The sequence below is a fragment of the Hwanghaeella sp. 1Z406 genome (assembly GCF_048892425.1).
Classification (GTDB): domain Bacteria; phylum Pseudomonadota; class Alphaproteobacteria; order UBA8366; family Aestuariispiraceae; genus Pacificispira.
Genome location: NZ_JBLZHU010000001.1, coordinates 547,007 through 559,791 on the forward strand (window position 1 = coordinate 547,007; position 12,785 = coordinate 559,791).

Annotated in this window: 15 protein-coding genes; 5 read left to right on the plus strand and 10 right to left on the minus strand. The window is 52.7% G+C overall.

From position 1 onward, the window contains the following. Positions 1-8: 8 nt before the first annotated feature. A complete protein-coding gene (locus tag ACOSDR_RS02490; protein ID WP_420730293.1) occupies positions 9-704 on the minus strand; it encodes a TetR/AcrR family transcriptional regulator in 696 nt (231 codons plus the stop codon). 15 nt (positions 705-719) lie between these two features. On the opposite strand from ACOSDR_RS02490, the gene ACOSDR_RS02495 reads away from it, so the two are divergent. Next, positions 720-1,475 (plus strand): SDR family oxidoreductase, encoded by a 756-nt coding sequence (locus tag ACOSDR_RS02495; RefSeq protein WP_420724463.1) that lies wholly within the window; start codon positions 720-722, stop codon positions 1,473-1,475. Between the two features lie 89 nt (positions 1,476-1,564). Here the strand turns inward: ACOSDR_RS02495 and purQ are convergent, their stop codons facing one another. From purQ to purC, 3 genes are all read right to left on the minus strand, one after another. Next, on the minus strand, positions 1,565-2,245 hold the full coding sequence (gene purQ / locus ACOSDR_RS02500) for a phosphoribosylformylglycinamidine synthase subunit PurQ (protein ID WP_420730294.1): 681 nt from the start codon (positions 2,243-2,245) through the stop codon (positions 1,565-1,567). A gap of 8 nt (positions 2,246-2,253) precedes the next feature. Next, positions 2,254-2,496, minus strand: coding sequence for a phosphoribosylformylglycinamidine synthase subunit PurS (gene purS, locus ACOSDR_RS02505; RefSeq protein WP_420730295.1), 243 nt, complete (start codon positions 2,494-2,496; stop codon positions 2,254-2,256). A 67-nt stretch (positions 2,497-2,563) separates the two neighbouring features. Beyond that, positions 2,564-3,328 (minus strand): phosphoribosylaminoimidazolesuccinocarboxamide synthase, encoded by a 765-nt coding sequence (gene purC / locus ACOSDR_RS02510; protein WP_420724460.1) that lies wholly within the window; start codon positions 3,326-3,328, stop codon positions 2,564-2,566. Positions 3,329-3,591: 263 nt separating this feature from the next. On the opposite strand from purC, the gene ACOSDR_RS02515 reads away from it, so the two are divergent. Beyond that, positions 3,592-3,915 carry a DUF1476 domain-containing protein gene (locus ACOSDR_RS02515; protein WP_420724459.1) on the plus strand — a complete coding sequence of 108 codons (324 nt, stop codon included), beginning with the start codon at positions 3,592-3,594 and terminating at the stop codon, positions 3,913-3,915. Here ACOSDR_RS02515 and ACOSDR_RS02520 read toward each other — a convergent pair. Then, positions 3,912-4,301, minus strand: a complete 390-nt coding sequence (locus ACOSDR_RS02520; protein WP_420730296.1) for a hypothetical protein — start codon at positions 4,299-4,301, stop codon at positions 3,912-3,914. The genes ACOSDR_RS02515 and ACOSDR_RS02520 overlap by 4 nt on opposite strands. 299 nt (positions 4,302-4,600) lie before the next feature. Here ACOSDR_RS02520 and clpS point away from each other — a divergent pair, with 299 nt between their 5' ends. The 3 genes from clpS to ACOSDR_RS02535 all read left to right on the plus strand — a co-directional run bounded on the left by clpS (position 4,601) and on the right by ACOSDR_RS02535 (position 8,977). Then, a complete protein-coding gene (gene clpS / locus ACOSDR_RS02525) occupies positions 4,601-4,903 on the plus strand; it encodes an ATP-dependent Clp protease adapter ClpS (RefSeq protein ID WP_420724609.1) in 303 nt (100 codons plus the stop codon). A 205-nt stretch (positions 4,904-5,108) separates the two neighbouring features. Continuing rightward, positions 5,109-7,436: an ATP-dependent Clp protease ATP-binding subunit ClpA gene (clpA, locus tag ACOSDR_RS02530; RefSeq protein ID WP_420724457.1), complete on the plus strand. Its 2,328-nt coding sequence runs from the start codon at positions 5,109-5,111 to the stop codon at positions 7,434-7,436. A 665-nt stretch (positions 7,437-8,101) separates the two neighbouring features. Next, positions 8,102-8,977: a hypothetical protein gene (locus tag ACOSDR_RS02535; protein ID WP_420724456.1), complete on the plus strand. Its 876-nt coding sequence runs from the start codon at positions 8,102-8,104 to the stop codon at positions 8,975-8,977. Between the two features lie 3 nt (positions 8,978-8,980). Here ACOSDR_RS02535 and ACOSDR_RS02540 read toward each other — a convergent pair whose 3' ends face one another. The 5 genes from ACOSDR_RS02540 to cueR all read right to left on the minus strand — a co-directional run bounded on the left by ACOSDR_RS02540 (position 8,981) and on the right by cueR (position 12,707). Continuing rightward, complete coding sequence (locus tag ACOSDR_RS02540) at positions 8,981-9,469, minus strand: hypothetical protein (RefSeq protein WP_420724455.1); 489 nt, start codon at positions 9,467-9,469, stop codon at positions 8,981-8,983. 80 nt (positions 9,470-9,549) lie between these two features. Further along, positions 9,550-10,161, minus strand: coding sequence for a hypothetical protein (locus ACOSDR_RS02545; RefSeq protein ID WP_420730297.1), 612 nt, complete (start codon positions 10,159-10,161; stop codon positions 9,550-9,552). A 38-nt stretch (positions 10,162-10,199) separates the two neighbouring features. Further along, entirely contained in the window at positions 10,200-11,864 is a 1,665-nt protein-coding gene (locus ACOSDR_RS02550; RefSeq protein WP_420724453.1) for an acetolactate synthase large subunit, read from the minus strand. Positions 11,865-11,889: 25 nt separating this feature from the next. Beyond that, the gene (locus tag ACOSDR_RS02555; RefSeq protein WP_420724452.1) at positions 11,890-12,318 is read right to left on the minus strand and encodes a c-type cytochrome; all 429 of its coding nucleotides are present in this window, start codon (positions 12,316-12,318) and stop codon (positions 11,890-11,892) included. Then, on the minus strand, positions 12,315-12,707 hold the full coding sequence (cueR, locus tag ACOSDR_RS02560; RefSeq protein ID WP_420724451.1) for a Cu(I)-responsive transcriptional regulator: 393 nt from the start codon (positions 12,705-12,707) through the stop codon (positions 12,315-12,317). Before cueR ends, ACOSDR_RS02555 begins: the two co-directional genes overlap by 4 nt. Positions 12,708-12,785 lie beyond the last annotated feature (78 nt).

Genomic DNA, 12,785 nt, shown 5'->3' on the forward strand with positions numbered 1-12,785 from the left:
ATTTCGGATTAAGAAAAAGCCGCCATTGCTTGGTCGATAATGGCCTGCAGGTCTTCTGGACTCGCCCCATTTTTTGCTGATACGGCCATGCCTTGCGTTAGGGCGATAACAAAGAGGGCCAGTGCTTTTGGCTCATGACTGTCCTTTAACGTTCCAGCCTTAATTTCATCCGTAAAGAAATTGGTTAAGGTATCGAGAATTTGGGCATTGGTATCACAGATGGCTTTCAATGCATTGGGTGGAAAACCATCCGCATTTGATTCGCTGGTGCTCAACGCCATCAAGCACCCGCCAGGTAAGTTCGGATTGCATTGCGTTTCAGCCGTCCGTTTTAGGAAATTACGCAGCCGTTCCATGATGGGGCGACCGGCCTCAAACAAGGGGTCTGTATGCGGCTTTCCATGATTATCAATATAACGGCGCAAAGCCGCTATAAAGAGGTCTTCCTTATTACCAAAAGCCGCATAAAGGCTGGGTTTGTTTATGCCCATTGCCCCCGTAAGCGCCGCCATCGACGTGCCAGCATATCCATTTTGCCAAAACACCGTCATCGCCGCATCTAAGGCTTCTTCTTTATCAAATGCGCGTTGTCGTCCCGCGGACATTTTTAAAATTTCTCCATTCTTCTTATTGTATTCTGTACTGATCGGTACATTTAATGTATCGTACCAATCGGTACAGAAATCTAATCTAGAACCTAACATAAGGAAATCAAGACTATGGGCAAGTTGACTGGAAAGACCGCAGTTGTTACCGGCGGCAATAGCGGCATCGGCTATGCCACTGCACAGGCGTTCAAACGAGAAGGCGCGACCGTGATCATCACGGGGCGCAACAAGGATGCACTCGCGAAAGCCGCAAAAGAACTGGGCGTCATTGGGATGGTCGCGGATCAGGGTGATTTAGCGGCGATTGATGGTCTTGTCGCAAAAGTGAAGGCGGACCATCAGGCGTTGGATACTCTGTTCATCAATGCGGGCGTCGTTAGTTTTGCGCCCTTGAATGAAGTTACAGAGGCAGATTTTGATGTCACGATGGCAATCAATTTTAAGGGCGCCTTGTTCACCCTGCAGAAGTTCTTGCCGATCTTGAAAGATGGGGCCTCTGTCATCAATCTGTCTTCCATCAACGCCTATACGGGCATGCCCAATACGGTGGTCTATGCGGCCAGTAAGGCGGCGTTGAATTCACTGACGCGAACCGCCTCAACGGAATTGGCCCCCCGGAAAATCCGCGTCAATTCAGTCAATCCGGGACCGGTCAGTACTCCGATTTTTGGAAAGCTTGGTTTGCCGGCTGAAGCGATGACAGAATTCGGAACGGCGATGCAGAACCGCATTCCGTTGAAACGGTTCGGCAATCCAGAAGAAATTGCCAATCTGGTAACGTTTCTTGCCTCTGACGATGCTGGCTTCATCACGGGTGCGGAATACAACATCGACGGTGGCAGTATCGTCAATCCACTGCTGAGTTAAACATTCAGTTGGAATCTAATGCCGCACAATAGAGGTCTATCGGCGCATCTTGTGGCACCGGTAGACCTTTTGTCGGAAAATAAGACCGATCAGCCAGCCAGCGCGGCAAACATTTTCAGGCCCTCAACACCGCCAGCCAATGCATCGATAGCGTTTTCGGGGTGGGGCATCATGCCCATGACATTGCCGCGCTCGTTCAGGATGCCGGCAATGTTGCGTTGGGATCCGTTCAGGTTGGTGGTCGCATCGACCAGACCGGCGGCATCGCTGTAGCGGAAGACGACACGCCCGTTGCCTTCCAGACGGTCCAGCGTGTCTTCATCGGCGAAATAATTACCCTCGTTATGGGCAACGGCGACCTTGATCACATCGCCCTGATTCAGGCTGCCGGTGAAGGGGGCATGGCTGCGTTCACAGCGGATATGGGTCATTTTGCAGATGAATTTCAGACCCGCATTGCGCATCAAAACGCCAGGCAGCATGCCGGTTTCGGTCAGGACCTGAAAGCCATTGCACACGCCCAGAACGGCCACGCCGCGCTCTGCCTGTTGTTTCACCGCGCGCATGATCGGGGAATTGCCCGCCATCGCGCCACAGCGCAGATAGTCACCATAGGAAAACCCGCCGGGCACAACGATCAGGTCATAACCGGCCAGATCGCTTTCCCCATGCCAGATCAGGTCAGGCTTGTTGCCGCTGGCCTTTTCAATCGCAGCCGCCATGTCGCGTTCGCGGTTGGTGCCGGGAAAGACGGTGATTGCGGTTTTCATGGTCTGGATTACTCCACAATCTCGATTGCGTAGTCTTCAATGACGGTATTGGCCAACAGCTTGCGGCACATTTCGTCCAGCTTGGCTTGGGCGGCCTTGCGGTCGGTTTCAGCCAGTTCAACTTCGATCAGCTTGCCCTGGCGGACTTCACCAATGCCCTCAAAGCCCAGTCCTTCCAGCGCGTGGCCAATGGCCTTGCCCTGAGGGTCCAACACGCCGCGTTTCAGGGTGACGGTGACATTGGCTTTCATCTAAGCATACTCCTGATCGTCTGACTTGGTCGGTTCTTTACGCTGATTCTAATGCCACAAAGCAGAATTAGGTCGGTTCGCCGTCGATATTTTCAACGGTGCCGCTTTCCGGCAGGACACCCAGACGCCGTGCCACTTCGCGATAGGCATCTTCAACATTGCCCAGATCGCGACGAAAGCGGTCCTTGTCCATCTTCTCGTTGGTCAGCGTGTCCCACAGGCGCATGTTGTCCGGGCTCAATTCATCGGCCAGAACGATGCGAACATCGCCATTTTCGTCATAGATACGCCCGAATTCCAGCTTGAAATCGATCAGCTTGATGCCGATGCCGATAAACAGGCCCGACAGGAAATCATTCACGCGCAGCGACATCGCCAGGAAATCGTCGATATCTTGGGGGCTGGCCCAGCCAAAGGCGGTGATATGTTCTTCGGAAATCAGCGGATCGCCCAATTCGTCAGACTTATAGCAATATTCAACGATCGACCGGGGCAGGGGCGTCCCTTCCGGAATGCCCAGACGCTTGGCCATAGAACCCGCAGCGACATTGCGGATGACGACTTCCACCGGAATGATCTCAACTTCGCGGATCAATTGTTCGCGCATGTTCAGGCGACGGATGAAATGGGTCGGAATGCCCAGATCCTGCAGGCGCAACATCAGAAATTCGGAAATCCGATTGTTCAGCACGCCCTTGCCGGTGATCGTGCCTTTTTTCTGATTGTTGAATGCCGTGGCATCATCTTTGAAATAGGCGACCAGGGTGCCGGGTTCCGGTCCCTCAAAAATCACCTTTGCTTTGCCTTCGTAGATTTGTCTGCGTCGCGCCATGACTATGGACCCGCCTCTTACCGCCTGGGGAATGTCTCTCTGCTGCGTATAGCAACCGACCCCGACTTTCACAATCGCCGTTTTGGCATGTCTGGTGTCTGTGACGATTCAAAGTCAGAAAAAATAAAATAGCGCTGGTCTGCTTTGGGCATGGCATCTGTCGTTGAACCTGGGGCGCGAAACGATTACATAAACGATGAACAATGTGCAGGGGGTCGACCCCGCTTAAAGGATTTTGACCAGAGATTTAGGGAAACAGACCCATGAGCCAGTTTAATGACCGCGAAAAGGCCTTTGAGAACAAGGCCAGCCACGACAAGGAATTGGATTTTAAGGCAATGGCCCGCCGCAACAAGTTGCTGGGCCTGTGGGCTGCGGAACTGATGGGCTTGGAAGGCGATGCCGCACAGGCTTACGCTCAGGAAGTCGTAATCGCTGATTTTGAAGAAGTCGGCGACGACGATGTTCTGCGCAAGGTCTTTGGTGATTTGCAGGCCAAGGGCGTGGAAACGACCGAACATCTGGTGCGGGAACAAATGACCGCCCTGTTGTCTGTCGCCCGGGCGCAGGTCACCAGCGCAAGCTAAGCTTGATTTCTGGACAGGGCGGCCAGGGCCTCATCGCTCAGGTTGTCCATCCAGGCAATCAGCACCATTCCGGTCTGCGCCAGATAGTGCAGGAACTCTGCTTCTTTGCCGGTCTCTACCAACAGCAGATACAGCAGGGCGTGATTTTTGTTCTTGCACAACGCCGGGCGCAGACCCTGGCGAGGCAGGGTGCCATTCAGCGAATTGCTGGCATAATAGCCGAAATCTTTTCGCGTCACGTCGAAGGCTGTTTGGTTCTGACCCTCGGTCCGGAAGGTAACCTGCTGGTTCGGGGTCAGATGAACCGAGCCGCAATCCTGCAGTTCGATCTCCCCATCCTGGCCTACATGAAACCTGCGGGGCGGATTTTTTGGCGAAAAGGTCATTTCGGTTCCTCGCTTTTCGGACTTTGGACCTAAAGAAAATCTTGGGGTTCTCGGCGGAAATCCTTTTAAACCCCTTTGAATGCACTTGAAACGAACAATATAATCATGTGCAGTGGAGAGTGTGAATGAGACGACAGTCTTTATCTTCTCACGATGACGATGGAGCGACCCGCAACGGGACTATCATGACGGTTTGGGACAGGGAAAACGTGGCATTTCAAATGCGATCAGAACTGGCGCAAGTATGGCCGGTGCGATCCGGTCCAGGCGAAGACGATCAGGACAATGACGATGGCGGCATGGGTGGGCCGGGGACCGGTGTTGTTACCAAGACCCGCGCAAAAACCAAAAAGCCGTCCATGTACAAAGTCCTGATGCTGAACGATGATTATACGCCCATGGAATTTGTAATCTATGTGCTGGAGCGGTTCTTCGGTAAATCGCGCGAAGAGGCGACACAGGTTATGTTGCACGTCCATAACCGTGGCGTCGGGATATGCGGGGTATTCACCTATGAAGTCGCGGAAACCAAGGCGACGCAGGTGATGGATGCAGCCCGCAAGGAAGGGCATCCGCTGCAATGCACCCTGGAGAAAGAATAGGGGAGAAAGAATAAGCAAAAGTTTGGAAAGGCGGATCAAGAGGGCGTCTAGCAAAAGACTTGGTCAAAAAAAGAATAGGTCGGCATCTTTAAAGTTCTGTTAAGCCGACTCAGTTTAAAGTCAGTATCGGTGAATATCTGTTTATTTGCCGCCGAAATGTACCCTGTTTGGGAAATATACCCTGGTTGGAAGGAGACCGCATCGCATGTTGTCAAAATCACTGGAACAAACGTTGCACCGGGCTCTTTCAATGGCGGGGGAGCGCAGCCACGAATACGCGACACTGGAACATCTGCTGCTCGCCCTGACGGAAGATCAAGACGGCCTGGCCGTCATGCGCGCCTGTGGTGTTGATGTCGAAAAACTGGTCGGCAATCTGGCGGATTACATTGATAACGACCTCAGCAATCTGGTCACGCTGCTCAGCGAAGACCCTAAACCGACGGCTGGTTTTCAACGTGTCCTGCAACGCGCCGCCATTCACGTGCAATCCTCTGGCCGTGAAGAAGTGACGGGCGCCAATGTGCTGGTTGCGATCTTCTCAGAGCGGGAAAGCCATGCCGTTTATTTTCTGCAGTTGCAGGATATGACGCGCTTTGACGCAGTGAATTACATCTCTCACGGTATTGCGAAAGTGCCAGGCCAGGAAACAGATTCGACGGCGAAGCCTGGCCCGTCTGGTACTGACGAGGATGCCAAGGCTGAAGAAGTCAATAAAAGCGGCCATGAAGCGCTGGACACCTATTGCGTTGACCTGAATAAGAAAGCGGGTCTGGGCAAGATCGATCCTTTGATTGGGCGTGTTCAGGAGGTTGAGCGGGTTATCCAGGTGCTATGCCGCCGCACGAAGAATAACCCGCTGTTGGTCGGGGATCCTGGTGTGGGCAAGACCGCGATTGCAGAAGGACTGGCCAAGCGCATTGTCGATCTGGATGTGCCGGACGTCCTGGCGACCTGTACGATCTTTTCGCTGGATATGGGTGCGCTGTTGGCGGGAACCCGCTATCGCGGTGATTTCGAAGAACGCCTGAAAGCGGTTATGAAAGAAATCGAGGCGACCCCCGGTGCCATCCTGTTCATTGACGAGATTCACACGGTGATCGGGGCCGGCGCAACCACAGGCGGGGCGATGGATGCCTCCAACCTGTTGAAGCCCGCCTTGCAGAATGGGTCGCTGCGGTGCATCGGGTCGACCACCTATAAGGAATATCGCGGTCATTTTGAGAAGGACCGGGCACTGGCGCGTCGCTTCCAGAAAATTGATGTGGCCGAACCGACAGTTGAAGATGCGATTAAGATCCTGATGGGGCTGAAACCCTATTATGAGGAACATCACGGCGTGAAATATACGCTGGATGCGATCAAGACAGCAGTGGAACTGTCGTCACGCTATATCAATGACCGCAAACTGCCGGATAAGGCGATTGATGTGATTGATGAAGTTGGCGCGGCCCAGATGCTGTTGTCGGAAAGCCGCCGCAAGAAGCAGATCGGCACAAGGGATGTTGAAGCCGTCGTGGCCAAGATCGCCCGTATCCCCCCGAAACAGGTCAGCCGCGACGACCGCGATGCCCTGTCGACGCTGGACAGTGATCTGCGCACCATGGTTTATGGTCAGGATGCCGCGATTGAGGCCTTGTCGTCTGCAATCAAGCTGTCCCGTGCAGGGTTGCGCGAACAGGATAAGCCGATTGGCAGCTATCTCTTCTCTGGTCCGACCGGTGTCGGGAAGACCGAGGTTGCCAAACAATTGGCCCGTACGCTGGGTGTGGAGCTCAAACGCTTCGACATGTCGGAATATATGGAACGTCACTCAATCTCCCGGTTGATTGGTGCACCTCCGGGGTATGTCGGGTTCGATCAGGGTGGCCTGTTGACTGATGCCATTGACCAGACACCCCATTGCGTCCTGTTGCTGGATGAAATCGAAAAGGCACACCCGGATCTGTTCAACGTGCTGTTGCAGGTCATGGATTACGGCAAATTGACCGACAATAATGGTAAGACCGTTGATTTCCGCAATGTCGTGCTGATCATGACCACCAATGCCGGGGCTGCTGATATGGCCAAGCCTGCGATTGGCTTTGGGCGCAGCGTGCGGGAAGGCGAGGATACCGCCGCCATTGAGCGGATGTTCACACCGGAATTCCGCAATCGTCTGGATGCGATCATCCCGTTTGCTTCCCTGCCTAAAGACGTCATTGGGCGCGTGGTGGACAAGTTTGTCATCCAGTTGGAAGCGCAATTGGCCGACCGCGACGTCACCATCGATTTGACCGACGAGGCGCGTTTGTGGTTGGGCGAGAAAGGCTACAGCGACAAATACGGGGCCCGTCCGCTGGCCCGCGTCATTCAGGAAAGCATCAAGCGGCCGCTGGCAGAAGAACTGTTATTCGGCAAGCTGGCCAATGGCGGGACCGTTCTGGTCGATGTCGACAAGGCCGAAGACAAGCTGCGTTTCGCGTTTCCCGATGCGGGTAAGGCGAAGAAGCCAAAGTCCAAGAAAAAGGGCAAGACTGGCGAAAAGGCGTAATCAGGCCCCAGCAGCGCCATTGGGTCGGACTGACAGCGTTGATTTGAGTATGGAACAAGTCCCTGCGCATAGGCGTGGGGATTTGTTTCTTTCCGGGAGGCGGTGACATTAATTTGAATGGAATTGCTAGTAATATTAGATACAGGTCTGTACCGTTGAATGTTCACACGGCGGGAATAAATAAAACTTATGGGCCGATAATTGTCGTATTGTTGCGGATGGATGGCGCTAGACATCGAAAGTATGGTTAATGCACATCATAAGGATTGAGTGAATCTAAGGTTTCGAATACAGTTTTCTGTAAGTGCCTTAAAGAGCTAGATGGTGTCGCAGTCAAAAACTTTAGAGTGAAAAGTAGGCGTCCTATGAAAAAGACGAGTAAAGAGTTTCGCAATATGGGAAATTTGTCGAATATCACATCGACGTCCCGTGTTTTGAATTTGAATCTTTTGACTCAAAGGTTGTTGAAAACAGAAGGTGAGCACGAGACTTTCTTTAGAAATAAATCACTGAATAACACATTGATCTTAAAATCAATTGTTCAGCCTCCAGACAAAATCGCTTTCAGCATCACCCAGGATAATGCGACCAAATTGTTTAAGCCCTTTGACCGCAATGATCTTGCCCAAGGAGGCTTGTTTGCGTTCATTGGACAGCCAAACCTCATGAAGGCCCTGCAGGAGTATTTTGGGTTTCAGCCAGAGGATAATGAGAATAACGATCGGGACATGGCGATCCTGAAAGAGCTGGATCGCATCCCGTCACTGGATCCGTTTCTGTTGCGCGAGAAAATGTCGGAATTGGGGGTTACGGTCGATAAGTCCTATTTTCAGATCGATGAGATGGAATGGAGCCGGATTAAAGAGCGTATTATTTCTGACTTCGTGCCCTTGGCTCAGATGGCCTTTGGCGAGAAGGGAAAGAATGATGCGGCGCGCTCTCTTGCTGATAAAATCTGGGACCCCAAGCAAACCCAATTGCTGAAACCGATTTTGAAGACGCTGGATATCCCGCAGGAAAAAGCCAGTGAGATCATCTTCTCCTGGAAGGGGTTGTTGTATTACAAGTATCAGGCACAGGATTCCCATGCTGATCTGGTTAAGATGCTCAAAGAGATAGAATCCGCTCGCATTTACGGCTATTCCTCTATCGAACAGAAGGGGGAGACGCAAAAAACCATCCGCGCGATCCGCGCATCCTTTACCGAAGATTGGAAGCTGTGCCACAAGCATCTGGCCAGTTACGAAAAAAACTACATTGAAGAATTCGTTGGCAAACAAAATCCGCAGGCCCTGAAGCAGACATTAACAAATGCCAGCGAGATTTTTGACGTCCTGGGAACGGTTATCGGGTCAACGAAGCATTGCGTCAGCTATTGGCGTTACTTTTCGGGTAGCCGCATTGGGGGGCGTATTGCTGCGGATGATTTTGATGCGTTGCTGGATGATTTCCGCAAGGGGACGGGGCTGGCAACAATGGCGCGTGCACCAACAGAGCGCGCGATTTCCATGGATGATGACCCAAAGGTAGTTAAGGCATAAAGCCTAAGCGTTGCGGTTTTCGCGATCCTCTGCAGTCTTGATCGCCTTATCTTGCATGCGCTGGGCAATTTCTTCTTCTATTCCCTGGCGCCGTTCAGGTGTCATCTGGGCCAGGTCCTCTTCCGTTATTCCCATTTCCTTTAGGATGGCATCGCGAATGCGCTCCGCGGGTGTCTTTTCCATATATTCCAGAAATGCTTTTTCCGTATCGGTGGGTTGATACGCATTGGGGTCTGTGGGTTGCTGTTTCGGTTGGCTGGTGCTGCTTTCCTGAGCGGCCAGCAAGGTGGATTGTGTGTCCGATGACAGCAAGCCACTGGGGTTTGCGGAGACGGGTGTGGCCACATTTTCCGCAGATAAGCCCTGATTGCTGGCACCAAATGGTGTGGCAGTGCCCGTCTTGTCTGAGGGCGACGTGGACGAGTCCATAGCGGGCGCAAACAAGCCCGTATCGTTTCTGTGGATGTACTGACCTGTTGAAATTGATGTCATTGACTGCCCCGAACCATTCGAATTTCATCAAGGTCAGACAAGCAAGAGTCAGGCCAGTTCAGGAGTTTTTATCGGCCGTTTCAGGATTCCGGGACGGTTTCTGCAATGGCTTTGATCAGCGGTTGGTCCAGATCTTCCATGCACTGATCATACAGAACGACCATCAGATCCCTGCGTTTTGCCATGACTGTGGGGTCTAACTCTTCATCTGCGGCGGTGTAGTAGCCCATTGCAAAATGCTGAATTAGGGAGAATTCCAGGGGCGAGCGCAGGAAGGTCTTAGGAGGCGGGCCGAATACCACTGAACAGGCAGCGTCAAACAGCATTGGTGTCGGGTTTTCCAGTGGCGTTTCCAACGGGGTTGGAACCGTCTTGCCCAGGGCGGTCAAATAGCTGTCTGTTGGAGTATTGCGACAATGCTCAATCAATCCTGGGATAATGTCGGAACGATTGGCGATTTCCAGCAATTTTAGACCGTTGTCCTCACCCTTAGCGGTATAGAACCCCAGCATAAAGGTAACCACCATTGGCATTTCGGTCATGGGGCGCCGAAAGGCCGGTTCTTCCTGTTGGAACAGGGCTTCGCAGCTTTCGGTAAAAAACGGTGTCGTCTCCTGTGCCCTGACGTCTGTACGGGGCAGGCACAGAAAAGCCATGCTGATCGCCAGCAAAAACGGTACGGTGCGGTCCATTCGGACTCCAAACATACGTAAAATACGTCCTTCCTTCGTTACAGTGCGACGCTGACATTGCCCAAGCGTTCGGACAATTTCATATTTTCGGAATAGTCGACGGGAATGGCAATCAATGCCGGGCCTTCCTGGGCAAAGGCTTCCTTCAGCGTCGGGATGATCTGATCGGTCGCCGTGATCTCCTTACCCCACATGCCAAAGCTGTAGGCCAGTTGTACGAAATCTGGATTGTTAAAGGCCAATGGAGAATGCCGTCCCTGGAAGCCCGTCTGTTGCTTCCATTTGATCAGGCCATATTCCCCGTCGCACCAGATCATGGCGACAACATTCAGCTTCAGGCGAACGGCGGTCTCCAGTTCCTGCACATTCATCATAAAGCCAGCATCACCAGAAATCGAAAGGACCTTTTTATCCGGAAAGGCCATTTTCGCCCCGATGGAGCCTGGCATGGCAAAGCCCATCGTGCAGAACCCGTTGGAAATCAAGCAGGTATTGGGTTCCATGCATTGATAATGGCGCGCAATCCACATTTTATGAGCACCGACATCAGACAGCAGGATATCCTCCGGCCCCATGAAGTCGCGCACATCCCACAGGATCTTCTGTGGTTTGACCGGAACGGCCGTGTCGTCCTTCTGGGCGGCGAATTCTTCGGACATGATGTTGCGCAAGGCCTGACGGTCGGCGATGTTGAACAAGGGCATGCGGTCCGCATACATATCGTTCACAGCCTCGTTCAACTGCCACAGGGCATCGGCCAGATCGCCCACAACCTCCACCGTTGCCTGATAGTCGCGGTCGACCTCGGCAGGGCTGAAGTCGATATGAATTATTTTCTTGGTATCCTTGTTGCTGCGATTCCAGGCGGAGGGCGCATATTCAACCAGGTCATAGCCACAGGAAATCACCAGATCCGCATCATCGAAGGCCAGATTGTTATAATCCCCCGATCCCAGGCCCATGGTGAACAGGCAATGGGGATCATCCATGGGGACCGCGCCCTTGCCCATGAAGGTGTTCACAACGCCAATCCCGGTTTTCGTTGCAAGCCGGAAAAGTTGCTTCGCGGCCCGCTTTCGGATCGCGCCATTGCCCGCCAGAATGATCGGGTTCTTCGCTTCGCCGATCAGGCGCGCGGCCTCTGCAATTGCCTTATAGTCTGCGCCGGGGCGACGGACCTTGCGGGCGGGCATGGGGGAATCGTCAACCTCCTGCTTTGCAATATCTTCCGGTAATTCGATGACGCAGACGCCCGGCTTTTCGGTTTCCGCCACTTTGAAGGCCTTGCGCACCACTTCCGTAATATTGCCAGCAGACGTGATGGATTGCGCCCATTTGGAAATGGGACGCATCATCGCCACGGAATCCATATTCTGATGGCTTTCCTTGTGCAGACGCTTGGTGGATCCCTGACCAATGATCGCGACGACGGGGGCGCGATCCATATTGGCATCCGCCAGACCGGTCACCAGATTGGTCGCACCCGGACCCAGCGTGGACAGGCAGACCCCGGCCTTGCCCGTCAGGCGCCCATAACTGTCGGCCATAAAGGCCGCCGCCTGTTCATGTCGGCACAGAATAAAATCGATCTTCGAATCCATCAGGGCGATCATCAGATCGGCGTTTTCTTCGCCAGGCACACCATAAATACGTTCGACGCCTTCTTCTTCCAGGCATTTTACAAACAGTTCAGCGGCTTTCATATAAGTTCCTTAAAGGCGAGGGAGGTTAGCCGCCAGACATTTTTGTATTACGGGCGCGAACGTCAGACGGCCATCTGCTTTTTATATAGGACAGCACGGCAATGATTTCAGCGTCTGTAAGTTTTTTCTCAAAGGCAGGCATATCTGTTTTGTAATCGGGCCCGGCGAATTTTTGAATCCCGTATTTGGTCATCTCAAAAATCTGTGTTTCGGAATGATGCCAGGTATGCCCTGTCTCATCTTGGGGCGGGGCGGGCAATTTTCCATCAGCTTTGCGCACATTCCAATTCGGTTGTCCTTCCAAGTTTGGACCGTGACAGGCTGCACATTCCGAATCATAGATCACCTTCCCCAGCTTCACAAAGGTTGGATCGTCGGGCAGAAGGATTGTCTCAGCGCGGGCGAAGTTGGCGGCAGTCATTATTAAGACAATCAAGGGCAGGGCTGATTTCATAGAGAATCTCCAGCGAGAGAATTGAGAATAGGACAGGACGGGCGATGATCGCCATCACAACAGTGAATCAAATGCGCAAGAGTTTCGCGCATGTCTTTCAGAACATTAATTTTTTCATCGATTTCATCGAGATGTTTGCTGGCGATAGCCTTTACCTCTGCACTGGTGCGATTGGCATCGGAATACAGGCTCAGCAGGGTTCGGCATTCCTCAATTGAAAAGCCCAAATCCCTCGCCCGCTTCAGGAATTGTAAGGTCGCGATGTGATCATTGCTAAAATCACGATAGCCATTATCAGCCCGATCCGGCACCAGCAGAGCAATCTCTTCATAATAGCGCAGCGTCTTGGCGGGCAGGCCGGTTTGTTGGGCGGCGTCTGAGATATTCATCTGTGTGGCTCCTGTTCCAATCACTCCTATAAAGGTTCCCCTGACTGGAAGGTCAAGCATTCAAGATCATAAATGACC

Coding starts and splice junctions, on each gene's coding strand:
- ACOSDR_RS02545 (WP_420730297.1), bottom strand. CDS start 10,161: ATGGACCGCACCGTACCGTTTTTGCTGGCGATCAGCATGGCTTTTCTG.
- ACOSDR_RS02490 (WP_420730293.1), bottom strand. CDS start 704: ATGTTAGGTTCTAGATTAGATTTCTGTACCGATTGGTACGATACATTA.
- ACOSDR_RS02535 (WP_420724456.1), top strand. CDS start 8,102: ATGAAGGCCCTGCAGGAGTATTTTGGGTTTCAGCCAGAGGATAATGAG.
- ACOSDR_RS02495 (WP_420724463.1), top strand. CDS start 720: ATGGGCAAGTTGACTGGAAAGACCGCAGTTGTTACCGGCGGCAATAGC.
- ACOSDR_RS02515 (WP_420724459.1), top strand. CDS start 3,592: ATGAGCCAGTTTAATGACCGCGAAAAGGCCTTTGAGAACAAGGCCAGC.
- purC (WP_420724460.1), bottom strand. CDS start 3,328: ATGGCGCGACGCAGACAAATCTACGAAGGCAAAGCAAAGGTGATTTTT.
- purS (WP_420730295.1), bottom strand. CDS start 2,496: ATGAAAGCCAATGTCACCGTCACCCTGAAACGCGGCGTGTTGGACCCT.
- clpS (WP_420724609.1), top strand. CDS start 4,601: ATGGGTGGGCCGGGGACCGGTGTTGTTACCAAGACCCGCGCAAAAACC.
- ACOSDR_RS02550 (WP_420724453.1), bottom strand. CDS start 11,864: ATGAAAGCCGCTGAACTGTTTGTAAAATGCCTGGAAGAAGAAGGCGTC.
- cueR (WP_420724451.1), bottom strand. CDS start 12,707: ATGAATATCTCAGACGCCGCCCAACAAACCGGCCTGCCCGCCAAGACG.
- clpA (WP_420724457.1), top strand. CDS start 5,109: ATGTTGTCAAAATCACTGGAACAAACGTTGCACCGGGCTCTTTCAATG.
- purQ (WP_420730294.1), bottom strand. CDS start 2,245: ATGAAAACCGCAATCACCGTCTTTCCCGGCACCAACCGCGAACGCGAC.
- ACOSDR_RS02555 (WP_420724452.1), bottom strand. CDS start 12,318: ATGAAATCAGCCCTGCCCTTGATTGTCTTAATAATGACTGCCGCCAAC.
- ACOSDR_RS02520 (WP_420730296.1), bottom strand. CDS start 4,301: ATGACCTTTTCGCCAAAAAATCCGCCCCGCAGGTTTCATGTAGGCCAG.
- ACOSDR_RS02540 (WP_420724455.1), bottom strand. CDS start 9,469: ATGACATCAATTTCAACAGGTCAGTACATCCACAGAAACGATACGGGC.